A 22,186-nucleotide genomic window follows, 5' to 3' on the forward strand; every position below is an offset into this window, starting at 1 on the left:
TCTCGGGTTCTCGGGCGGCCCGACGTCGCATTTCGTAGGTTCTGCGTCGGGAGGGATGTGCGTGACGGACGTGCTGACGTGGACGGTCGAGCGGCGGGTTCAGCTGGCCGAACGCGCTGAGCTGCTGCGCAAGGAGCTGACCGGGATCGAGGCTGAGGTGGCCCGGCTGGAGGCCGCTGAGACGGTCTTCGGGCAGTGGGCCGAGGAGACGGACGGCGGCCGTCGCCGGTCGGGCATCGTGGAGCCGGAGCCGGAGCCGGAGCCGGAGCCGGAGCGGGAGCGGGTCGTGGCGGCGCCGGGGGCCGGCGGGATGCTGGTGGTGCCGCACCGGGTGGAGGGCAGGGGACTGGTTGTCCTGACGCCGGAGTATCGGCGGATCATGGAGATCGTGACGGATGCGGCGGGGCCGGTGATGGCCAAGGACGTCGCAATCGCTCTGGGCCGGGAGACCACGCCCGGAAAGATCGAGCCGGTCCGCGGCCAGTTGCGCAAGCTGTCCGACCGGGGCTGGCTGCGGCGGACCGGTTCGGGCCGCTATCTGCCGCGCTGAGCCCCGGTCGCGACGGAGGGGCCGGTTCCGGGCGTAACGCGAGGACCCCCGGCGGTAGTTGGTTCGCGTGTGAAGACTCACCAGCCCGCCGAGGGCTCTCGCAAAGCTGTTTACCAGGTCCGCCTCCCGCTGTCGAAGCGAACCATCGATCTCGTCGCCGATCTGATACGCAAGTGGCGCAAGGAGCTGGGCACCCGATGGCGCAAGGTCACCCCGGGCACCCAGGCGATCGTTGTGCTCGCCGTGCTCCGCCACGACCAGCGCCTCCTCGACATGGCCGGCGGCAACAATGTCTCCGCCTCCACCGTGCGCCGCTGGGTGCTGGAAGCGATCGACTTGCTGTCCGCCCGCGCCCCGCGCCTGGACCGCGCACTGAAGAAGATCGCCCGCAAGGGCGGCGTCGTCGTCCTGCTCGACGGCACCCTCGTGCGCACCCGCCGCCGCACCGGGGCCGAGAACCGGAAGAACTACAGCGGCAAGCACAAGGCCCCATGGCCTGCTGTTCCTCGCCCTCACCGACGAGAAGGGCAATCTGATCTGGATCTCCGCGGCCAAGCCCGGACGCTGCAGCGAGATCACCACCGCCCGCCACAACAAGCTCACCACACACCTGCGTCAGGCTGGACTCGGCGCCCTGGCCGACCTCGGCTTCATCGGCCTGGACGACGAACCCGACGACAACCCAGTGATCATCACCGGCCGCAAGGCCACCCGCAACCACAAGCTCACCGACGCGGAGAAGGAAGCGAACCGCCTGCTCAGCCGCGAACGCGCCGCCGTCGAACACGGCTTCGCAAACCTCAAATCCTGGCGCTTCCTCACCAAGGTCCGGATGAACGCCCGCCACGCGACCACCCTCCTGCGAGCCCTGCTCGTCCTGGCGAACACCGAAGTCCAGAGGTGACAAACGATCTCCCCCAGACGATCACGCTTCCGGCCAGCGCGAGTACGTCACTCCCGGCACACACCAGCCACGTGACCTGCGAAATCAGGATGAAAATCTCTCAATGATTCTTGTCAACCAGCGAGCCGTAAGGTGCGGCCCATGGACTCGTTGATCTCTGTCGTCCGCGAACAGGACGAAGCTGCCCGTTTTCTCGCTTGGCCGGGTGACTTCGACCGGGACCGAGGCGACCATGTCGAGGAAGTCCACCTAGCCTCGGGCGCCGCGCTCGAGAGTTTCGCCGGCGACGGCGCTGGGGGCACGTACTTCTTCTGTGGTGAAGGCGGCGAGGAACGTCCAATCCTTTATGCCGACTCCGAAGGAGGTGCGGCTCTGGTTGCGATCGGCCTGCCCGAGCTCCTGCGGCTGCTGCCGGTCGCCCCGTGGTGGCGCGACTGCCAAGCGTTCACAGACGAGGAAAGTCGCGAACTCGCGGCCGAGTACCTGGAGGACATGCCGGACCTCGTGGCCCGAAGAGAGCGTGCCGCCGCAGCCCTCGGCCTCGACCTTCCGGACCAAGCAGACGTCCTGGCTCGCTTGCGGGAGGCGGCTGTTCGGGTGGGAGAGAACTTCGTCCTCATCTTCACGCCGGAGGGTTGCCCCTACGAGCCTCTCATCAGGAACTGAGACGCACCGCGGCAGCAGGCAGCACGTGACGTCCCAAGACAACAGGGATCAGTCCACGGCGAGACCGCGCTGAGGTGGCTGGGCCTCAAAAGTTCGCTGATCGCGTATGAGGGCCTGGTAGCCCTCCAGTTACACCAGGGATTCCGGCCCGGTAGACCCGCGTGCGGAGGAAGGCCGCGATGGTGGCGGCGGCCCGGGGGAGGAGAAGTGGAGCAGGATTGACTCGGCAGCGGCGTCGGTGCGGTGCTCCTGGTCCTCGCCGTCGGCCCCGACGATCCGCCCGTCTTCGTCGCGCCGGACGTGGACCATGCGCTGTCCGCTGGTGAGGGCGCGGGAGGCGAGTTGCTCCGCGAGGTGCTCGGAGTGTGAGGAGGCCGTCCGGCGACTTCTGCGCGGCCCTCAAGGCGCCGCGTCGACCACGGCTAGCAAGAGGGGCGCGTGCCCGGCGACCGACGTCGCCGGGCACGCGCCTCGGTGGTTCAGCGGACTGTGGCTGCTAGCGCACTGAGTGCCTCAACCAACTTCGTACTCGCCTTCCCCTTTCGTGCCGCGTTGTCGAGCTGCCGGATGACCGCACGGTTCGACGCGGGCGATTGCGCAAGGTGCTCTGCCTGCGCGATGTGCTGCCGGACCTGTTCCGCGGCGGAGCTCGCGAGCTCCCCGACGGTCTCGGCGCGATCGACGTGCCAGGAGACGTTGGCGAACCCAACACCTACGGGCTCGAAGGCGATCGTGTAGGTCTGCCCCTTGGTCGTGTCAAACGAGATCTCGTCCGAGCCGTTGGCTTTTACGGCTACGAGGTTGCCGTCCGCGTCCTTTACCGTAGTCTGCGCGATGCCCGGGTAGTCACCGACGAACGTGCCGCCGTTGCGAGCCGTCACCCGGAACTCCGTGGCGGCGCCATTTGCCCACTTCATGTCCAAGACGAAGTTTCCGCGCGCGACGAGGCCGTCGACGCTCCCGTCCTTCCACGCACTGGGGAGTGCCGGGAGGAACTGGGTGTAGCCGAGCTGGCTTTGCACGAGCATCTCGGTCATGCCTGCGGTCAGCCCGAAGTTGCCATCGATCTGGAACGGAGGGTGGGAGTCCAGCAGATTGTCCATCAGGCCGTTCCGGTTCCCGGCGAGCATCGCGCGCACCATGGAGTAGGTGTCCTCGGCGAGGCCGGTCCTGGCGTACATGTTGATCTTCATAGCCTTGGACCAACCCGTGCCGTTGAGGCTGCGCTGCTCGAGCGACTTGATGGCAGCATCCATCCACTCGGGCGTGTCCTTGCTGATAAGCATGCCGGGGAAGAGCCCGACGAGCTGCGATGTGTGGCGGTGCACAGAGCCTTGGTTGGCGCTGCCACCGGCACCGAAGTTCCAGATGCTCACCTCGGGGAGATCGCCAGCCTGGGCCTTGCCGAGGGTGGTCTCCTCGAACCACTCCTTCACCTGACCTTGCTGCCCGATCAGGATCGGGTTGAGCAGCGACTGCTTGTCCTGCCACACCGCGCGCAGGTCCGCGTCGACCCCGAGTTTCTCGGAGGCCTCGATCGCCATGCGGTAGAGCTCCCACACCAGGGACTGGTCGTATGTGGTTCCGACGGCTGTCGGGCCCTGCTCGGCTGAGACGCTTGGCGCCACGGTAAGTCGCTTCTGGTATGGGCTGTACCAGAGGTACTCGTTCCAGAACGCGGCCATCTCCTTGAGCATGGGGTACGCGGTGTCGCGCAGGAAGGTCTCGTCGCCGGTGAAGAGGTAGTAGTCGTAGAGGTTCTGCATCGCCCACGACGATCCGCCGATGTTCCAGCCGTACTCCTGCGAACCGATCGGCGCGGTGTGCCCGAACGGGTTCACCTGGGTGTTGATGAGGAATCCCTTGCCGGTCCCGAGCGGCGCGTTTGCGAAGTCCTCGGTCTTCACCGCTGCGGACCGCTCAGCCGTCAGTCGACCCGGAACGACGAGCGACTTGACGAACTCGTTGAACGGCACCTGGGTCTCGGCGAGGTTGGTGATCACCGCCGGCCAGTAGTTCATCTGGGCGTTGACGTTGAAGTGGTAGTCCGCTCCCCAGAAGGCGCTCGCGCTGCCGATCATCCACAGGCCGCAGAGGTTGGTGGGAAGGTCGCCGATCCGCGAGCCGGCGATGCTGAGGTAGCGACCGAACTGGTACGCCATCTGGTCGACTGCGAGATCGTAGGATCCTGCGCGGTAGTTCCTCATGAGTTGATCGGTGGGGATATCGGGCACGGTTGCGCCTACGTCGAATTGCACGCGTGAGAAGAGCTCCTGGTAGTCAGCCAGGTGTCTATCGAGCAGGGCGCCGTATCCGCTGGCGATGGCGGAGTCCACGCGTTGCGTGAGCTTGCCGTGCGGGTCCTCGCCTCGGTACGTCGGGTAATCGTTCTTGTAGTTCGTGCCCGTCGAGTAGACGAGCGTGACGGTGTCGGCGGCGGTGACCGTCAGCGTGCGGCCATCGCTGCTCGAGACAGCTCCGCCCTCGTTCTGCAGCTTGAGCTGCATCTCGGCCCGCATCTGGTTGTCGTTCACCTGGCCGGCGAGGGTGATCCGCTTCTCGTTCGGATCCGCGGTGGCAGTGGTGGTCAGTCCGCTCGCCGCCGTCGTCGACGTCGTGAAGGTGAGCTTGCCCGGCTCGGAGGCACTCAGGCGCACCACGGCGACCTGGTCGGGATAGCTCACGAAGTACTCACGCTGGTAGTGCACGCCGCCGTGGTCGAAGTTCACAGTCGAGACGGCGGTGCTCATGTCTAGGTCGCGGACGTAGTTCGATGCCGATGCGTCGGTGATGCCGGTGGCGCTGAAGTCCAGGTAGAGGTCACCGAAGTCCTGGTACATGCCCATTCCACCTGTGTTGCCGAACATCAGGCTGGTGAGTTGCGGGTTGGAGCCGCCGGCGCCGGTGGGCGGGAGGCCGAAGACGTTGGTGGCCTTGTTGTCGAGAGCGAGGCGGTAGTTGTTCAGTTGCTGAGGCGTGATCGCTGTCGCCTTGTTGCCACCGAGGTAGGTGCGCCCATTAGCAGGCCCGCCTGTCCACAGGGTCTTCTCATTGAAGTGGAGGCGGTCTCGCCCGGGGTTGCCGAATGCCATCAGGCCAGTCGTGCCGTTGCCCTGCACCAGCGCCTGGTTCTCCCAGTCAGACACCGGGGTGGTGTACCACATACGCAGGGGATTGCCTTTGGAGTCCGCGAGTTGCGCGGTGGCCGCCGTCTGGTTACGGGGCGCCCCAAGAGCGCCGGGTGCCACGATGGCGGAGGCCAGCCATGGCAACGCCACCAGCACGCTGCGGCGTCGAAGTTTACTTCGCATGTTCATGTTGACCTCTATCAGAGTGGCGATCACGGGATGACCGACGTGATTGGCCCCGTTGGGCTGGAACGACGACCCCACCACCTTTGGGACCGCCCGACCCGTTCAAGCGGGCACCGGCAACGCCTGGCAACTGCCTCCTCCTCGAGTGGTCTCGTCGTTGAGCGACTGGGAGTTGGGGACAAAGAGATCGGATGAAATCGCTTGGTCGACTGGTGACTTGGCAGGGAGTATGCACGTCCTATAGGAGGAGAGTCAACGAATCTGCGGCGGGGGACCGCTAAGAGATCCGATGTGTGTGGTGTCAGCGGACCTGGAAAGGTCCCCGGAACGCTGACGGTCTGCTCGTCCAGGGCGGCGAAGATCTCCTCGACCAGCCGCTCGGCCATCCTCGGCGCCTTCGCCCGCCGCGGGGTGACCAGCCGCCGCCTGCCTGCCCTGCGTATCTGGGCCGGGGACCCGAACCGTTCCAGCAGCGTGAGGACGGCCGGGTGCTGCAGCTTGGTACGCGACGCCCACCGTGGCGTACGCGGTGGAGCTCGGCTACGACGTCGCGCCGATCGAGGCGTGGGTCCGGTACGAGAACGGCCGCTACCTGGACGGCTGGTACAACCGGCTCCGTGACGCCTTCCTCGCCACGATGGCCGACCTCGGCGTCGACGCCGACCTCGCCCCGGCCGACTTCCTCGCCGCGATGGACGGCTACAAGAGCCGTGACCCGGAGCTGGCGATCGTCGTCTCGGCGGTCAAGGCAACGGTGAAGGGCGGCCTGGGGAAGCTGCGCGAGCGGCCGCGCGGGGAGGGCTGGCGGCCGGGCGAGCCGTGGCGCGCACTGTCCCGCCCGACCTGGCGGCCCGACATCCGCGCGGCCGTCATCGCCCGCACCCGGATCAACCTGCACCGCAAGATCGTCAAGCACGCGGCGTTCACCGGGCAGTACCCGATCGCGATCCTGTCCGACTGCGTCGTCTACGCGGCCAACGGCGAGAGCCCGCTGGACTTCCTGCCCTACCGGGAGGGCAAGCCGCTGCCCGGTAGCTTCAAGCTCGGCATCAACCCCGGCCTGGTCAAGCACGGCACCCAGTCCGTCCTGTGGGGCGAGGAAGTCCGCGAGCGGTTCAACGCCCCGGAGCTCAACCTCGCCCGGTACATCAAGGACGGCACCGTCACCGACGTCGACAACGGAGAGTAGGAGAAGGCCACGATGAGCCTGATCGGGGACAGCCTGGACGCCGCGGTGCAGAAGGCGTTCACCCGCCCGGCACCGAAGAACGCGGGCCCGCAGATGCGGTACCTGGTCAAGCAGCTGGGCGGCACCAAGCCGTTCGCCCAGATGCTGCGGGTCTCCCAGCGCACCGTCGAGCGGTACGTGAAGGACCAGATCAAGAAGCCCCGCCCGGACCTCGCCGCGCGCTTGGAGCGCGAGGTGAAGAAGCGGTGGCAGCCGCAGATCCGGGCGAAGGCCAAGGCGAAGGCGGCGAGCACGGGCGGCATCGTCATCGACACCCGGGCCCGCATGGGCTACACCGCGCCGATCGGGTCGACGGACCAGGACCGCATCCGGCACCTGACCGTCGCCCTGCCCCCGATCTACGCCGCCCGCCTCTTCGAGGCCCAGGAGGCCGGCGCCAGCGACGCCCGCCTCCAGAAAATCGCCGCCGAAGCGCTCAAGGAGGTGTACTTCCAGGACGGCGGCCGCCGCGCCGGGAGCCTGGAAGAGGTCCGGTTCACGGACATCGAGCACCTCGAGTTCGACCTGTAGCAGCCGTACCCCGAACAGCCCGCGAGCCCCGTGTGGTCGGGTAGCCGGATCACGTTGCCGTGACCCGGCCCCCTCAGAACCGGACGTGCACCTTTCAGCGCATCCGGCTCAAGCAAGCCACGAGGGCTTCGCAGGTCAGCAGGGTTATGCGGTCCGTGCGCTGTCGCCAGCGTGATGCTGGCGGTGGCATTCGGAGTGCACGAGGCGAAGGTTGTTCCGCTTGTCCGTGCCGCCGTCTCGCCGGTAGGTGAAGTGATGCTTGTGGAGCATCTTCTTCGAGGCCGCGAACCAGTTGATCCACTCGCGTGGACTGTCCGGTTCGTACTCGGCTCCGACAATCAGCGCCTGCTTGCAGAGAGGACACAGCCCCTGCTGCCGAACCGCCAGGAGAAGACTCGTCTTGTCCATCGGCGGCGGCGCTTTCCTGCGGCGGCGATCCCGCCAGTACTCGACCAGAGCGGGGTCGTCCGGAGACGCCCCGCCCTTGACGAGTTGGTGGCGGACGATGCCGGTCCAGGCGAACTTGATGAGGAAGGCGCCGCTGTCGCGGTCGCCGAACACCCACCGGTCACGCCGGGACGGGTGGAACCTGCCGAAGTACCGGTCCACGACCCAGTACCTCGACTTGTTGCGGTGACGACGCCTGGCCCATTTGAAGGTCAGCCGCCACATGTAGTGATCCAGCGACGAGAACGTTGTCGAGGACGCCACCGCCCGGTAGTAGGCCGCCCAACCGCGAACGAGCGGGATCAGCTTGCGCAACACGGCCTCGGCGTTGGCCCCGTGCAGGGCCTTCACCTCGGTCCGCAGCCGCGCCCGGAGCCTCGCGCAGGCCGCTGTGCTCGGGGTGATGATCAGCTTCTTCTGACCCTTCCGGCGGACGTTGAAGCCGAGGAAGTCGAACCCCTCATCGAGGTGGACGACCGAGGTCTTCTCCTCGTTGAAGTGAAGACCTTTCGGCGCCAGCCAGTCCTCCAGCCGGGCTCTGACCTGGTGCACCTCCGCTTCGTCGTGACAGAGCACGACGAAGTCGTCGGCATACCTCACCAGCACCGGGGTGCCGGGCATCGCGCCGGGCTCGCGCCCGGCCCGCACCGTGTATTGGCACCCTGCGGCCTGTTCCAGTCCGTGCAGAGCAACGTTCAACAACAACGGGCTGATCACACCGCCTTGAGGAGTTCCCTCCTTCGTCGGTGCGAATCGGTCCCGGTCGATCACGCCCGCCTTCAGCCAACCCCGGATCAGATCCTTGGCAGGGAACTGGCCCAGCATGGTCATGAGGTGGTCGTGATCGATGCGGTCGAAAGCCGCCGACAGGTCCGCATCCAGGACCCATAGACGTTTCGGGTTCTTGCCCTTCACCGTCCAGAAGATCGCGGATATCGCGTCCTGGCAGCTGCGGCCGGGCCGGAAGCCATAGGACCTCGGCTCGAACCGCGCTTCCCACTCGGGCTCCAGCGCGTTCTTCACGCGGGCCTGGAGGACCCGGTCACGGATGACCGGAATGCCGAGCGGTCGCTGTTTCCCGTTGCTCTTGGGGATGAACACACGCTTGACCGGCATGGCCTTCCAGGGCTTCGACGACCGATGGATCTCGGCCGCCAGCGTGCCTCTCGCCTTCGGCGTGAGGGCCCGTTCCCCGTCGATGCCAGCGGTCATGCGACCACTGCTCTGCTGCGTCACACGCTTCACGCTGATCAGCGTGTTGCTGCGGCTTCGCAGCATGAGTTTCTGCAAGTTGCGGACCTTCTTGAGGTCCCCGTCCTGCGTCGCCTTGAAAATCCTCTGCCTCAGCCGCCGTACGTTCTCCTCGCAGGTGGCCCAGTCGATGCCGTGCCAGTCGAGTAAGACGTCCTCGGGTCCGTTCACCGCAGGCGAGGACGTCACGACAGGTGTCGTGATCCCCATGTTTGCCTCCGGTGTCTAACTTGTCCCTTGGTTCCGGTTTCCTTGCAGTGGTGACTTCAAAGGCTCACCTGATCCACGTGGGCGCCCCTTCGGGCCGGACCACCCGGGCCCGTATCCGGCGAGTTATGCGAGAGCGGGTGAAGGTCCCGATCTCCCGGTTTCCTCTGGCCTTTCGGCCCGCCGGCCTTCGCTTCTTGGATCTTCCTTCTCCCGCCGGGGACTTCCGCCTTCCTTGCGGTCGGCCTACCAAGCCGAGGCTTGGACCCCGTCGGGGTTTCCACGTTCCGCACCAGTAAGACGCGGCTGGGGTGGGCGCCCCCTCTACCCCGGGACCAGCGGTGTCCTCCCTCCGGGCTCAGTTACCCGAAGGTCGCTTGGTGCCTTTCAGCACCGGGTCCTGTGACCGCCGCCAACACGCCATCGACGCGATCTTAAAGTCACGAGGCATCATCGAGGGTTCACTTGCGTTCGCCCGTCCAGCCTTCCCCTCACCTGTTGCACCCCGATGGCCGGGACGCTCTTGGGCTTGAACGCTCCGCTTCACACCCCGCCGTTACCAGCGACGCATGGGAGCGTGGGGACGGGCCCTGGACACTGGCCCGAAGTCCAGCTTCCTCAACTTCCCTTCATACGGCTGTCCTTACTTACCTGGTGCGACCTCGTGTCGCACACTGAGCGCTTCAGTTGGCGAGTGAGCGCGTGAGTTGGCGAGTGGAGCGTGCTGTGTCGTGAGCCGGGACACGGTAGTTGGCACCGGGTCTTGATGGCTGACGCCGAGGCCGCAGTCTCGCCCTGTCAACGATCGCGATCTTCACCAGAGCCCGTATTTCCCAGGTCCTGGCTGTGTGAGCCAGTAGGTTGGTGTGCGTGGAGACGCGAGGGCAGAGGTCGGTATGCGGGTCCGGCTGAGCTGAAGGCGCTCGTCCGGGCGGGTGGTGGTGATGGTCGGAGCATCCGCTCGTCGGCGGACTTCGGCGAGTGGGTCTCTGCGCTGCCCCTGGATGAGTTGGCCGAGCCGTTCACGTTCGTCGTCGATGGCGGCGGGGTGCTGCGACTGGCTCCGCGCCGCAGCGAGCACGTGGTGTGTGCTGGCGGCGGAGAGGTGCTGAGCGCCGGTGAGATGAGCTTCCGTGAGGAGTCCGGGCGGTGGGTGGTCGAGGAGGTCAGCAACCAGTCGACCGGCTACTGCCCGGACGTCAGCTCATGGCCAGCCGTGGCCGAGGCCCTGGATCGGATCGGGATCCATCGACCGTCCGGGTACACGCACGAGGTGGTTTTCCGCCGATGCCGCTCCTGCCGGGAGCTCAACATCGTGCGGGAGGAGGACTTCGTCTGCGTCTTCTGCGGCGAGGATCTGCCGCGGGAGTGGAACGTCAGGGAGCCCGGGTGACTGGTCAGACAGCGAAGATCGCATCGCGTTGCGAGTGCGGCAGCATGGCGGTGCGACAGGTGAACCAGTTCATCCTTCACGATGAGTTGTGGTGGGACTCGGAGTTCTCTTGCGGGTCCTGTGGCACCTACCTGTGCGAACACGCTGGACCGGGGCTAGCGCCTGATGATGTTCGGGAGGCTCTGCTCGCAGGGATGCGTGCACCGGGAGACGGATAGTCTGCCTGAATGGGTTCGGGTGAGGGGGCCGAGGACATCGGCGCGGATCTTGGCAGTCAGGGTTGGGGTGCCACGCGCTCCTGGGTGGAGAAGGGGCTGTCCGAGGCGGAGCGCATCGAGAAGGTGGTGCGGCTGCGCGGCGGCTGGACGTCGTAGATGTGTCGTCTGGACCTCTGTGGTTCGGGCGGTCGGCGCTCACTCGTCCTGCGGTCCTTCGTCAGGCCTTTCTACGTCCGGCATGCAGAGGGCCTGCTGACCCGTGAGGCGACCATCTTGCGCCTGCTCAGTGACACGAGTGTGAGTCTTCCCTCGTAGCGTAGAGACCGTGACTGCAGGGGAAGTTGGGAGTCATGGCGGAGAAGAGGCGGAAGTTCGACGCGGAGTTCCGTGAGGGGGCTGTGCGGATCGTGACCGAGACCGGGAAGCCGGTCGGGCAGGTCGCGAAGGATTTGGGGATCAACGAGACGAGGCTGGCGAGCTGGGTCTCGCGAGCCCGCAGGGTCGGCGGGGCCGGGGCCGGCCAGGCGGTGGAGAGCGAGGAACTGGTCCGGTTGCGGCGGGAGAACGCCCAGCTGCGGAAGGACAACAAGGAGCTGGTCATGGAGCGTGATGTCCTCAAACGCTGCATGGTCATCTGGGTGAAGTAGCTGCGGCGGACCCGACGGCTGTCGTCGGGGTGATCAGCGACCAGAAGACCGAGTGCAACATTCCGTATCGCGTCTCGTGCCGTGCTCTGGGGGTGTCGGAGGCGTGGTTCTACAAGTGGCACCGGCGCCCTGACCGGCCGACGAAACGCGAGGTGAGACGGGCCGAGCTGGCGGAGAGGATCCGGTATTTCTTCGACCGGTCGGGCAGAACGTACGGCTCGCCGAGGATCACGCTGGATCTGTGGGAGGAGGGCTGGCAGGTGTCGCGGAACACCGTCGCCGACATCATGGCCGAGTTCGGCCTCCAGGGCCGCAGGCCGCCGCGTCGACGCAAGTCGCTGACGCGGCAGGGCAAACGGAAAGCCTCTCCTGACCTGGTGCGACGCGGGTTCGACGCCATCGCTCCGGACGTGCTGTGGTGGGGCGACATGACCGAGATCGACACCGGCGAGGGCAAGCTCTACCTTGCCTCCGTCCACGACGCGTTCTCCCGCCGGGCACTCGGTTACGCCATGGGTTCCCGGCACGACACCTCCCTGGTCAGCGCCGCACTGCAGATGGCGATCGCCACCCGGGGTGGCGAGGTGGACGGCGTGATCTTTCATTCGGACCGCGGCTCGGAATACACCAGTGCGGCGTTCCAGCAGCTCTGCGGCCGGTGGGGCGTGGTGCAGTCGATGGGGCGCGTGGGGTCGGCGCTGGACAACGCCGCCGCGGAGTCGTTCCACTCTGTGCTGAAGGTCGAGTACGTCCACCGGCACCGCTTCGACACCCGGGCCGAGGCCAGGATCAAGACCGCGACCTGGATCACCGACTTCTACAACACGAGGAGGCGCCACAGCGCCGCCGGCGGGCAGCCGCCCGTCACGTTCGAGAACACCATCCAAGAAGCACGCAACCACACCCACTATCAGGGCCAAGTTGCATAACAAGGTCTCTACGAAATCAGGGGATTGACAGATCAGTGGTGTCGTCGACTGGGTGGAGACCTCCTGGGGGCCGGCCGACCTGGACGTGGCCCATTGCTCGACGGCCCTCGCCCTGCTGCACGGGATTCCCGCAGGCATGCGCTTCGCCGACCGCTACGCCTGAACCCTCGTCGCTGAAGTGAACGCCGACGAGCACGTGTTCTGCGCGATGGGCCGGAGCACTGCCAGGTGAGAAATACGCGTCCGGGCCCGTGGAGTACCGGTCCACCAGGCGGTTGAGACGATGAGAAATTCGTCGCGGCGGAGGTGAGCTGGTGCTGCAAGCCGCGCCTCGGCCGGGCCGTGATACCTGCATCGTCGCAGGCCGAACGCCCGTACTTCCTGGGAGATCGTGCCTTCTGCACCAGCCCGGTGTGCGTACTGCTCGCTCCGCTCCCGGGTGTCCTCCTGGACCCGCACCTGCTGGATCGCCTCCTGCAAGCCGGTCCCTGAACTCGGTGAGTACCGAGTGGTCGAAGCCCGCATCGGCGAGCTCCAGTCCCCGCATGTACTTCCAGTCCAGCCGCCCGCGCACCGCGTCCGCGGCCCCGGTTCACAGGGGACCGGACCGGGGTGCGCGACTCGAAGATTACCGACGGGCCCGTGCTGCTGGCGTCCCCCCAGTGGCACACGTTCATCGACCACATCAAGGGGCAGCCCGCCGTCCAGCTGTCAGCCGCGCCGCAATCAGAGACTTTCTGAGGCGGGCGGAACGACCACAGCCGGCTGCTGCACTGGGCGCTGCTGAGCAGCCTGCGGAGCCCGGGAGGCGTGTTGACGGACCCGTTCCGCGGCTTCGGTCTGCCGCTGGTCAAAGTAGCGACAGAGCCCAGGAGTCGTGCCGGAGCCGTGAGCCGTGAGTCGTGAGTCGTGAGTCGTGAGTCGTGATAAAGGCAACTCTCGCCGACCGCGCCGCCGCGCGGTCGGCTCTGTCTGCCGTATCCGCGTTACGCCTGGGTGCTCCGACTGGAGGAGGCGCTGCGGGTAGCGGCGGCGCTCAGTTGCGGATGAGCAGGACGAGGCCGGCGAGCACCACGGCGAGTGCCACGGCGGCGGCCCCGTATGCGAGCCGGTGTGCACGCAGCCCGGGCAGGAATCGGTCGATGGCGATCCTGCCCGGCCCGGTGAGGGCGAGTCCGGCGGCACCGGCGGCCAGCAGGACTTCGTACTCGACGCCCTGCGGAGCGAAGAAGCCGCCGCCCCACTTGACGGCCAGGGCGTTGATTATGGTGCCGAGGACGGCGGCGCCGGCGAGCGGCGTCAGCAGGCGAGCACCAGGCCGAGCCCGCCGAGGATCTCGCTCAGTCCGGCGATGGCGGCCATCGTCTCGCCCGAGGGGTAGCCGCTCATCTCGAAGAACTGGCCGGTGCCCTTGAGGCCTCCGCCGCCGAACCAGCCGAACAGCTTCTGCGCACCGTGGGCTGCGACGGTCAGTCCGAGGGCGACGCGAATGATCAGCAGTCCGACGTCATAGGCGTGCGGCGAGGTGCCGTTGGTGACGCCGGAGTGGGATCGAGGGAACGGGTGAGAGTGGAAGCCATGTTGAACGGATCTTTCCGAGAAGAGCCTTACTTGATAGTTCAAGCATCCGTCTCGGGGTAGCTGATAAATGAAACTTCAACTACTTCGAGGATGGCGTCGGCACCGCCCCGCGGGGGTAGTCAGCGGCCTTGCCCCGGCACCCAGGCGTCCGGGCACCCCAGCACCCCGGCACCCAGGCGTCCACAAGCGATCCTGATCGGGGGCGGCAGGGCGGGGAGACGGCGAGCTTGTCGGACCGGGGCTCGGCGGTCGGGGATTGTTTCTGCCTACGGGTGGGAGGTCTGTGGGGACACGGCGGGGCGGGGTGCGCGGTCGAGGTCGGCGAGCAGGCGTTCGGTGTCGGTCATCAGTGATCCGTATACGTGCCAGGCGCCCGGCTCGGTCAGGGTGCCGTGCTCGATCTCGCCGGTCATCATCGTGTGCCACTGGGCGGCGTCGTCGATGGCCCGGCGCAGTCGCTCGCGGGCGTCGTCCCGGGCCGGGCCGTCGGCCGGGCCGGGGGCGGCGAAGTACGTGACCGCCTCGCCCGCCGCCTCCAGGGTCGCCGCGTAGCGGTCGAGGAACATCTGCCCCAGGCGGTGGTCGTCGACGGTGTCGGCCAGCGTCCGGGCGATGCCGCGGACCTGGAAGGTGATCCGGTGCAGAGCGCGCAGGATCTCGCCGTGGCCCGACGGCTCGCGTCGTCCGCGTACCGCGACGCACCGCGTGTTCCAGCGCAGGCTCTCCTGGCTCTCACGGACGTCCTCGTGCGCCCGCACCGCCAGGTCCTCCAGGCGCCTGCCACTCTCCAGCCAGGTGTCCGCGCGGTCGGCGTGCTGCCGCTCCCTGAGCCCACGGCCCATGTCGACGAGCAGTTCCCCCATGGCCACGGCCAGACCGCGCACCGCGGAACCGGAGGCGCCCAGGTGCACGGGCGGCAGGACGAGGGCGTTCACCGCGACCCCCACCACAGCCCCGGTCAACGCCGCCAGAGTCAGCGAGACCACATGACCCACGGGAACGGCCGTCGCCGCGGCCAGAGCCAGCACCGCCGTCGAAGCGACCTGCACACGGCCGTCCGAACCCCGCCGCCCGGCCACGACCAGCGCGATCGCCGGAATGGCGGCGGCACTCCCCGCGGCCGGACCCAGCAGCCACACGACGCCCACGGCCACCGCCAGCCCGGCCGCCCGGGCACCCACACTGCGCAACGCCTGCGTCACCGACCGGTAGACGCTGGGGGCACTGGCCATGGCCAGTGCGGTGGCCACGGCGAGATACCGCTGTTCCCCCGGCAACCACCACGAAGCGGCCTGCCAGGTCAGGAGGGCCGCGATCAGGACCTTGACAGTCCGCACCACCGCCGGCCGTACCGTCGCGGACCGTATCGCCACAGGCCGTACCGACCGGACGACTCGTGGCGGCCACCAGGCCCGGCCCGCGTCCCGCCACCACACGGCGACGGCCTGACCTCGCGCAAGAACGTGTGCTGTCATGCTTCCGGCTCCTGCCTCATCCTTCATCCGCGACGGCCGCCCATCCGATCGGCAGCCCCCGACGCACCCCTTCGCGGAGCGCTCGGCGGCCTTGCGGTCCTGTGGCTCCGAACGGTGAGTCCTCGCCGCGACGATCGGCCCGCTGTCGTACGACAGCGGCCCGGCACGATGCGGTCTCGGCGCAGGGAGTCCCGGGCAGTCGGAGGAGTCTCACCCGGGCCCGGTCCTCGTGCCGGGTACGTTCAGGGCGTCCCGTTCAGGAACGGGTCGAGGTGGCCGTCCAGGTCCAGCGCCTCGGCCTTGTGGGCGGGCGGGCACCGGCTGGCAGCGTGAGATGGCCCTGATGCCCGCGATTCTCAGCGGTGTGAACGGTCGTGGTGCTCCAGGCTGCCCCAGTAGGTGTACCCGTGGTCCTCGGCCCAGCGGATCTGGTCGAGGACCCACTGGCGACGCTCTTCGTCGATCCGCGCCTGGTAGCCGTGGCGGTCGTCGTGCCGGATCCGGTGGCGGCCTCCATCGCGATCCTGCTGCCAGGGGCCACGGCCGCCGAATGCGCCGTGCCGGTCCCCGTCGTGGCGGTCGGTGATCCGGACGGTGGATACGGCGCCCGGCTGGGTGCTGCTCGGGTGCGTCGCCGCCGAGGCGGTGCCGCCGGTGACGAGAAGCCCGGCTGCTGCGATGGCGGTCGAGGCGATCGCGACGACAGTCCGACGAACGATGCCGCTTTTCATGATTTCCCCTCTTTCTCCACCCTGTGATGCACATAGGCGAGTTAGTCCCCGTTTGCCTTGCTGGCATTGAAGACACTAACCCCGAATGGTTGAACGATGAACTACTTCTCGCGTGAGGTCCACCACGCGCCGAAGAGCCGTTGCGTCGGAATACTCGCGCGGAACCCGATGTTGCGAGCCGGTTCCCGGGCTGCAGCCGAGGGTCCTCTCACCAGGCGCCACTGGGCTTGATCCGCTTTGACGGACAACTGAATCAGGCGGGGCTGAGCGGGGCTGAGCGGGGCTGAGCGGGGCTGAGTGGGGCTGAGTGGGGCTGAGTGGGGCTGAGCCCCTGCGAGATCTCCTCCAGTCCCGCTTCGGGAACCGCAGGCCATGCGTTCGGATATCAGGCCGACAGGCGAGGCGTCCGGGTCGGGCCGCCGGTCTCAGGGGCGCCACCGCGGGGCGCGGCGCACTCTGCCGGACGGTTGCGGCTGGGGTGGCGGGGCCCGGTGAGGCCGGTGGGAGGGTGGCCGCGAGCCGGACGCCGTGGTGTTCGGCGAGATCGGCCACCGTCTGCAGGGTGGCGAGGTCGGAGGGCGCGAAGCGGCCCGGCTGGGCCTGGGCCCGGGCCACGGTTTCCTGCGCGTGTTCGGCGACCGTGCTGTAGGGTCCGGCCGCCGGCCCGGGGCCGGCGGGCAGTTCCGAGGGTGGCAGCTGCTGCCATGCCTCGCGGAACTCCGCCACCCGGCGGTGCGTGGAAGCACCGAGTTCCTTGCCCGTGTCGGTGCCCGCCCAGGCCCGGAAGGCGCGGGCGATCGCGCGGGAGGCCGCCACGGCATCGTCCCTCGTGGTGTACGGGAGCGGGCCGTTGGACCGCAGGGTGCTGCGCAGCCGGCGGATGTCTGTGGGGTTCTGGTTCTGGGCGGCGGCCACGGTGTCGGTATCGGGCCGCTCGCGAAGTGGGCTGCTGTAGGCCAGGGCTGCGTCGGAGAGCTTGAGCAGTGCTTCGGCGGTCGGCAGGTCCGGGCGGGTGGCACCGTTGCGCAGCCGGTCGGCGCCGGCCTGTGCCCAGTGAGCGATGGTCTCGCAGGAGCGGGCGGAGACGGTTCGCCAGAACCCCTGGACGCGTACGTCGTCGGCCAGCTGCTCGAAGTACGGACTGGTCTTCTCCGCCGGGACCATCCCCGCGGGTGCGGGGAGCAGTTGCCGCCCGAGCCCTGGAGACCCGGCTCGGCGACCTTCTGCGGCAGTGAGCGCCCGGCGGGATACGAGGGAATCATGGGTTCGAACTACGCAGCCGGCAGACCGAGTTGGTCGGCGGGATGTTCGCATCGGATCCTCGCCTCGACAGGGCGACGTCCGCGCCCGCTCATGGTGGTCGCCCGTATCTCACCGGGCGGGCGTGAAGCGGGCGTCAAGTGCCCGAAAAGTGGGCTGATCCGTGTGCGGGGCGGGCAGGAACGTGTCCATGAGCCGGTCGGCGCGCTCCTGCGGGCTGCCCTGGGTGGGCGCGAACGCGGCGCGGAAGACCTCGCGCAGGCAGGCGCCGAGGAGCGATGAGGCGAGGGCCTCGGGATCGGCCGCACTGGCGATCCGGCCCAGGTATCTGCTCGGCGCGCAGATACCCCGCCACCGTTTTCGGTTCCGTCGACGGGGCCGGCCGGCGTGCCAGGCCGCTCCAGGAGCGCCGGGTCGGCGTGGAAGGCGGCCAGGGTCCGGAGGTTGGTCTCGTAGTGGGCGAGGGCGCACAGGTTCGCCCGCTGGCCGCCCCGCCCCGCCGAGGGGGCCAAAGGGGCGGGGCGGGGGATCCAGCGGAATGCGTTTTGCGAGGACCGCGGCGAACAGCTCCGCCTTGCTCACGAAGTGCTTGCAGAGCAGGGCCTTTGAGCAGCCCGCCGCCGCGGCGATCTCCTTGGTGGTCGGTGTGAGCCCGAGTCCCGCAGGACGGCGGCTGCCGCGTCGAGAATGCGTTCCCGCGTGGTCCCGAACATGGCCGGCGGCGCCTCCTGACGGTGAGTGCGGTGCGGTGCGGTGCTATTCGGTGACGAAATCGCCCATCATGGCCATGTCCTCGTGCTCCAGGTTGTGGCAGTGGATCATGAAGGCGCCGGCGTAGTCCGTGAACCGGGTGACTACCTCGACGGCCTCGGCCGGGCCCAGGTCCACGGTGTCCTTCCAGCCGTGGTCGAACGCCCCGATGCCGCCGTTGTTGCGCGACACCACCTGGAAGTGGTCCAGGTGCAGATGGATGGGGTGGTGGAAGTTCGTGGTGAACCGCCACACCTCGACCTGCCCGAGACGGGGCCGGGCCAGCGCGCGCCCAGGCTCGTACTCCTTGCCGTTGATCGTCCAGCCCGCGCTGGAGCCGCGGAAGTGGAAGTCGCGGGTGACCGCGGCGCGGGCCGGGTCGAGCCGGGCCACCTTGCTCAGCTTTTGCGGCACCGTCGTGTCGTCCCGGGGGGAGCCGGAGCCGACGTCGAAGCGCATGACCTGTGCCGTGGAGCCGTCTCCGAAGCGGTTGACCAGGCGTACCCGGGTCCCCGGCCGGTAGCGGGAGAAGTCGACCACGACGTCGAAGCGTTCGGCCGGGGCGATCTCCAGTGTGTCGTGCCGGCGGGGTGCGTCGAGCAGCCCGCCGTCGCTGCCGATCTGCACGAAACCGCCGCCGCCCTCCGGCTGAGGATCCAACTCCAGTTTGTACATGCGGGCGTTGGAGCCATTGAGGAAGCGAAGCCGGTAGCGCAGCCGGTCCACCTCGTGCACCGGCCAGGGAGCGCCGTTGACCAGGATGACGTCACCGAGCACCCCGTTCATGTAGGCGTCGGTGACCCCGGGGGTGCGCAACTCACTGTCCACCCACGGGTACCGGAACGACCCGTCCGCGGCGAACGAACGGTCCGTGATCATCAGCGGGATGTCCCGCTCGCCGCGCGGCAGCGGCAGCCTCTCCTCCTCGTCGTCGTGCACGAGATGGAACCCGGCGAGCCCCATCCAGACGGCGACACCGGTGTAGCTCATGCGGTGATCGTGGTACCAGAGCGTCGCGGCGCGCTGGTCGAAGGGATACGTGTAGGTGCGAGTGCCCTCGGTGAGGTCCATCGCGCCGTGGTCCATCGTCATGCCGTGCGCGCCGCCGCTCATGTCTTGGTGGACACGGTGCGCGTCGTACGAGCCGTCGGCAGGCAGGATCAGGGAGGTCGGATACCCGTCGCTGGCCGCCGGCGTGTGGCCGCCGTGCAGATGGACGACGCTGGGGCGGTCGAGTTCGTTGCGGTGGCGCACCACGGTGCGGCGCCCCGAGCGCGAGACGATCGTCGGCCCCGGGAAGGTGCCTCCGTACGTCCATGCCTTGGTGCGCAGACCGGGCAGGATCTCCAGCTCGGCGTGGCGCTGGGTGATCTCGTATGTGTCGGTGGTGCCGCTCGTCGACACCGGCTCCAGGACCTTTGGGACCGGCAGGGGCGTGCGGAAGGCGGCCGGCAGCTCGGTCTCGCTGGTCAGCACCTTGCCGGGGCGGCCCTCGCGCACGTAGTCACTCAGCAGCGGCCAGCCGGCCGCGGTCACGGCGCCGGCGCCGAGCACCGCACCGCCCGCACCGAGCAGTGTGCGCCGCCTCACTTGACCGGCTCCGGCTGCACGTCCTCGCTCCGGGAGGAGGCGGAGGGGATCTTGGCGGGCAGCGGGGTGGTCATCACGCGCTGGGACAGCAGCGCAATGGCGGAGACGAGGACGACGCCGAGCAGGACGTGGGGGGTGACGCTCCGGGTGACGCCGAGCATCACCTGGCCCACGAGTGCCAGGAGCACGACGGCCGAGGCGGGGAGAACCGACTTGGGCCCGCCCGAGCGTCGTACGAAGAAGGCGGCGACCGTCATCAGAAGGGCGACCACGACGATGACGACGGCGAGCGATCCGTGGATGGCCAGCATGTCGAAGTGACCGCCCAGGAAACCTCCCGCCAGGGCGACCTGAACGAGCACCAGCATGGACTGGAATGCGACGGTAATGCGCATGGACAGCAGGGATGGACGTAAGGACATGTCAGCGATTCAACCCCGATACCCGGTGGCGTGCAACCCGAACACGGCATTGTCGCAAGGCAGTTGAGTTCTTCTCGGAACTCCTCAGGAAGGTAAAGAAAGAATAAAGCCACGCGGTGAGTAGAGATCGAGCCACTCCTCCTCGGATGGGCCACGTGGTGCGCGCTCTCCATTCCGAGCGGGACGCGTCCCATGGCTCCGGTGGCCACACCCGCCTTGTGCGGAGGTGATGCGATGACGGTGCTCGCGCGTGACGAAAACCCCTGGCCGAGAAGAACCGTCGCCGCTTCCGGCAGTGAATTCCACCTGGTGTGTTTCCCGTTCGCCGGCGGTTCGGCCAGCTATTTTCGGCCACTGCCCGGCCGCGCTGACGGATCACGGAGACGAGTTCCCGCAGGAACACGTCCTCGTGGGCGCGGTGGTGGAAGTTGTATCTGGGGCGTGTCAGAGCCAAGGGTTTCAAGTCGTTGCTGGACATGGACGTTCCGCTGCGGCAGGGCGTCACGGTCGTGGTGGGGGAGAACAATGCGGGTAAGTCGAACTTCATCGACGTGCTTCGTCTGCTGACCGACCCGCTGGATGGCCGGCGCAGCAGGTGGTGGGAGGCTGAAGACGTCCATCCGTGGGCGGAGAGCGGCGCGGAACTGACCGCCGTTTACGGAGGGTTGACGCCCGCCGAGGCCGGGCACCCACCTGCAGGCCCTGGTGCCGGCGGCCGAGGAACCCGGACCCTCAGAGGGCCACCGAGCCCGCTACACCGTGCAGTTCACCCGGCCGCCTGCCGATGCCCGGCCGCAGCGTCCGGTGTGGTCGGCGGGCCGGCTACTGGTTGATCCGGAGCCGGAGGCGCGCCGCGCGATCCGGCACGTCTACCTGCTGCCGATGCGCAACGCCCAGCAGGAGCTGGCTTCCAGTGCCGGAAACCGGCTGCGGTTGATCCTCGCCGCAGAGCTGGGTGCGGAGGAAGCCATCAAGGACTTCGAGCGGGAGCAGGCCGATCACTTCAGGAGTCTTGAAGAGCACGAGAAGATCAAGGCGGCCCGCAAAAGGATCAACGACCCACTCGGGCTGCTGACCGCCGGGGCGCATCCCCAGCACATGGGACTGTCGTTCGCGGACCCGACGCTGGTGTCCATCGCCCGGGCGCTGCGTACCCGGATGAGTGATCAGGGCCTGGCCGTTGAAGACATCACACGCTCCGGCCTGGGCTGTGCCAACCTGCTGTACATCGCCACCGTGCTGGCCGAGCTGGAAGCCGCCCGGGACGCGGATTTGACACTGTTTCTGGTGGAGGAGCCCGAGGCGCATCTCCTCAGCTGCAGATTCTGCTGCTGGACCATCTGAGGGCTCAGTCCCTGCGCTCCCAGCAGTACCGCCGCCCGCTGAGGGAGCGCCCCTGGGACGCATCCAGGTCGTCATCACCACCCATTCGCCGGTGCTGGCTGCGGCCACCACCGTTGAGGACCTGGTCGTCCTCAAGCGACGCCGTACCCTCGCCCCGCACACCACGGGAGCAGACGCCGCGGCCGAGGCGGACAATGCCCCCGCCAGTGCTGACGCCGACGCCGAGGTGGAAGAGAAGTCGGCGGACTTCGCGTTCACCACGGCCGCTGTTGCGGCAGCGGAGATCCCCTTGGCTAAGTGGTCGCGTTCGGAAGTCCTTCGGGGGTTGATCATGTAGCTGGCCCGGCGGAGGATTCTTCCTGGTGATCGGCGGTGTGCCGGTCGAGTCTGGCCAGCAGATCGTCCAGGTCGGAGGTGGTGAACTTCCACTGGAACGGCTGTGCTGTGACGTTGTAGCGGTCTTCGAAGGCTCGGAGCCGGTTCCCGACCTGGGCAAGGTCGGTGAAGTCGCTGGGTGACACGACCTTGCGCTGCACGACGGAGAAGTAGATCTCCACCTGGTTGAGCCAGGAGGCATGGGCCGGGGTGTGGGCCATGACCGCGTTCGGGAAAGCGCTGGTCAGCCGGTCGGCTGCCTTCTGCCCGCGGTGGGAGGAGCCGTTGTCCACGATCCAGAAGACGCGCTCGGCGCTGGCGTACGGCTCTTGGCTCATGACCTGGGCGACCAGGTGCATGAACGGGTCGATGC

20 protein-coding genes and 7 pseudogenes are annotated in these 22,186 nt (G+C 67.9%); 13 read left to right on the top strand and 14 right to left on the bottom strand.

Annotation, left to right across the window (positions count from 1 at the left end):
* Positions 1–61: 61 nt before the first annotated feature.
* The 3 genes from OH735_RS37945 to OH735_RS37955 all read left to right on the top strand — a co-directional run bounded on the left by OH735_RS37945 (position 62) and on the right by OH735_RS37955 (position 2,120).
* Positions 62–550, top strand: coding sequence for a hypothetical protein (locus tag OH735_RS37945; protein WP_406386327.1), 489 nt, complete (start codon positions 62–64; stop codon positions 548–550).
* A 499-nt stretch (positions 551–1,049) separates the two neighbouring features.
* Complete coding sequence (locus OH735_RS37950) at positions 1,050–1,454, top strand: transposase family protein (protein ID WP_406386925.1); 405 nt, start codon at positions 1,050–1,052, stop codon at positions 1,452–1,454.
* 141 nt (positions 1,455–1,595) lie between these two features.
* Positions 1,596–2,120 carry a hypothetical protein gene (locus tag OH735_RS37955; protein WP_406386328.1) on the top strand — a complete coding sequence of 175 codons (525 nt, stop codon included), beginning with the start codon at positions 1,596–1,598 and terminating at the stop codon, positions 2,118–2,120.
* 132 nt (positions 2,121–2,252) lie between these two features.
* Here OH735_RS37955 and OH735_RS37960 read toward each other — a convergent pair.
* From OH735_RS37960 to OH735_RS37970, 3 genes and pseudogenes are all read right to left on the bottom strand, one after another.
* Positions 2,253–2,489 (bottom strand): annotated as a pseudogene (locus tag OH735_RS37960) (hypothetical protein); the annotation flags it as partial.
* A 110-nt stretch (positions 2,490–2,599) separates the two neighbouring features.
* Positions 2,600–5,464: a glycosyl hydrolase family 95 catalytic domain-containing protein gene (locus OH735_RS37965; protein ID WP_406386329.1), complete on the bottom strand. Its 2,865-nt coding sequence runs from the start codon at positions 5,462–5,464 to the stop codon at positions 2,600–2,602.
* A gap of 287 nt (positions 5,465–5,751) precedes the next feature.
* Positions 5,752–5,934: pseudogene (locus OH735_RS37970) on the bottom strand (IS110 family transposase); the annotation flags it as partial.
* Here OH735_RS37970 and OH735_RS37975 point away from each other — a divergent pair.
* Both OH735_RS37975 and tpg read left to right on the top strand, forming a co-directional pair.
* Positions 5,916–6,623, top strand: a pseudogene (locus OH735_RS37975) (transcriptional regulator); the annotation flags it as partial. The pseudogenes OH735_RS37970 and OH735_RS37975 sit on opposite strands and share 19 nt — an antisense overlap.
* Positions 6,624–6,635: 12 nt before the next feature.
* Positions 6,636–7,193 carry a telomere-protecting terminal protein Tpg gene (gene tpg, locus OH735_RS37980; protein WP_406386330.1) on the top strand — a complete coding sequence of 186 codons (558 nt, stop codon included), beginning with the start codon at positions 6,636–6,638 and terminating at the stop codon, positions 7,191–7,193.
* Positions 7,194–7,337: 144 nt separating this feature from the next.
* On the opposite strand, the gene ltrA is transcribed toward tpg, so the two are convergent.
* On the bottom strand, positions 7,338–9,101 hold the full coding sequence (ltrA, locus tag OH735_RS37985; protein ID WP_406384823.1) for a group II intron reverse transcriptase/maturase: 1,764 nt from the start codon (positions 9,099–9,101) through the stop codon (positions 7,338–7,340).
* 910 nt (positions 9,102–10,011) lie between these two features.
* On the opposite strand from ltrA, the gene OH735_RS37990 reads away from it, so the two are divergent.
* From OH735_RS37990 to OH735_RS38010, 5 genes and pseudogenes are all read left to right on the top strand, one after another.
* Positions 10,012–10,491 carry a hypothetical protein gene (locus OH735_RS37990; protein WP_406386926.1) on the top strand — a complete coding sequence of 160 codons (480 nt, stop codon included), beginning with the start codon at positions 10,012–10,014 and terminating at the stop codon, positions 10,489–10,491.
* A gap of 227 nt (positions 10,492–10,718) precedes the next feature.
* Positions 10,719–11,009, top strand: a pseudogene (locus tag OH735_RS37995) (aminoglycoside phosphotransferase family protein); the annotation flags it as partial.
* A gap of 50 nt (positions 11,010–11,059) precedes the next feature.
* A complete protein-coding gene (locus tag OH735_RS38000) occupies positions 11,060–11,356 on the top strand; it encodes a transposase (RefSeq protein WP_406382382.1) in 297 nt (98 codons plus the stop codon).
* Positions 11,357–11,385: 29 nt separating this feature from the next.
* Entirely contained in the window at positions 11,386–12,285 is a 900-nt protein-coding gene (locus tag OH735_RS38005; protein ID WP_406386331.1) for an IS3 family transposase, read from the top strand.
* Positions 12,286–12,313: 28 nt separating this feature from the next.
* Positions 12,314–12,442, top strand: a pseudogene (locus OH735_RS38010) (aminoglycoside phosphotransferase family protein); the annotation flags it as partial.
* On the opposite strand, the gene OH735_RS38015 reads toward OH735_RS38010, so the two are convergent.
* The 9 genes and pseudogenes from OH735_RS38015 to OH735_RS38055 all read right to left on the bottom strand — a co-directional run bounded on the left by OH735_RS38015 (position 12,439) and on the right by OH735_RS38055 (position 20,094).
* Positions 12,439–12,810 carry a transposase gene (locus OH735_RS38015; RefSeq protein ID WP_406386332.1) on the bottom strand — a complete coding sequence of 124 codons (372 nt, stop codon included), beginning with the start codon at positions 12,808–12,810 and terminating at the stop codon, positions 12,439–12,441. The pseudogene OH735_RS38010 and the gene OH735_RS38015 sit on opposite strands and share 4 nt — an antisense overlap.
* A pseudogene (locus OH735_RS38020) lies at positions 12,764–12,871 on the bottom strand (transposase); the annotation flags it as partial. The pseudogene OH735_RS38020 and the gene OH735_RS38015, both read right to left, overlap by 47 nt.
* 450 nt (positions 12,872–13,321) lie before the next feature.
* Positions 13,322–13,865: pseudogene (locus OH735_RS38025) on the bottom strand (DoxX family protein).
* A 267-nt stretch (positions 13,866–14,132) separates the two neighbouring features.
* Positions 14,133–15,341: a hypothetical protein gene (locus OH735_RS38030; RefSeq protein WP_406386333.1), complete on the bottom strand. Its 1,209-nt coding sequence runs from the start codon at positions 15,339–15,341 to the stop codon at positions 14,133–14,135.
* 356 nt (positions 15,342–15,697) lie between these two features.
* Positions 15,698–16,072, bottom strand: coding sequence for a hypothetical protein (locus tag OH735_RS38035; protein ID WP_406386334.1), 375 nt, complete (start codon positions 16,070–16,072; stop codon positions 15,698–15,700).
* A 75-nt stretch (positions 16,073–16,147) separates the two neighbouring features.
* Positions 16,148–17,236: a hypothetical protein gene (locus OH735_RS38040; RefSeq protein WP_406386335.1), complete on the bottom strand. Its 1,089-nt coding sequence runs from the start codon at positions 17,234–17,236 to the stop codon at positions 16,148–16,150.
* 207 nt (positions 17,237–17,443) lie between these two features.
* Positions 17,444–17,962, bottom strand: coding sequence for a hypothetical protein (locus tag OH735_RS38045; RefSeq protein ID WP_406386928.1), 519 nt, complete (start codon positions 17,960–17,962; stop codon positions 17,444–17,446).
* Between the two features lie 126 nt (positions 17,963–18,088).
* The gene (locus OH735_RS38050) at positions 18,089–19,672 is read right to left on the bottom strand and encodes a multicopper oxidase family protein (protein WP_406378457.1); all 1,584 of its coding nucleotides are present in this window, start codon (positions 19,670–19,672) and stop codon (positions 18,089–18,091) included.
* On the bottom strand, positions 19,669–20,094 hold the full coding sequence (locus tag OH735_RS38055; RefSeq protein ID WP_406378456.1) for a hypothetical protein: 426 nt from the start codon (positions 20,092–20,094) through the stop codon (positions 19,669–19,671). The genes OH735_RS38050 and OH735_RS38055 overlap by 4 nt, the downstream gene beginning before the upstream one ends.
* 428 nt (positions 20,095–20,522) lie before the next feature.
* On the opposite strand from OH735_RS38055, the gene OH735_RS38060 reads away from it, so the two are divergent.
* The 3 genes from OH735_RS38060 (at position 20,523) to OH735_RS38070 (ending at position 21,775) form a co-directional block, all read left to right on the top strand.
* Complete coding sequence (locus OH735_RS38060) at positions 20,523–20,927, top strand: AAA family ATPase (protein ID WP_406378454.1); 405 nt, start codon at positions 20,523–20,525, stop codon at positions 20,925–20,927.
* Complete coding sequence (locus OH735_RS38065; RefSeq protein ID WP_406378452.1) at positions 20,854–21,438, top strand: hypothetical protein; 585 nt, start codon at positions 20,854–20,856, stop codon at positions 21,436–21,438. Before OH735_RS38060 ends, OH735_RS38065 begins: the two co-directional genes overlap by 74 nt.
* Positions 21,439–21,529: 91 nt before the next feature.
* Positions 21,530–21,775, top strand: a complete 246-nt coding sequence (locus tag OH735_RS38070) for a hypothetical protein (RefSeq protein WP_406378450.1) — start codon at positions 21,530–21,532, stop codon at positions 21,773–21,775.
* Here the strand turns inward: OH735_RS38070 and OH735_RS38075 are convergent.
* Entirely contained in the window at positions 21,768–22,172 is a 405-nt protein-coding gene (locus OH735_RS38075) for a transposase (RefSeq protein ID WP_406378448.1), read from the bottom strand. The two genes, OH735_RS38070 and OH735_RS38075, sit on opposite strands and share 8 nt — an antisense overlap.
* Between the last annotated feature and the right edge of the window lie 14 nt (positions 22,173–22,186).

It is taken from the genome of Streptomyces sp. NBC_01618 (assembly GCF_045209435.1).
In the GTDB taxonomy this organism is placed as follows: domain Bacteria; phylum Actinomycetota; class Actinomycetes; order Streptomycetales; family Streptomycetaceae; genus Streptomyces.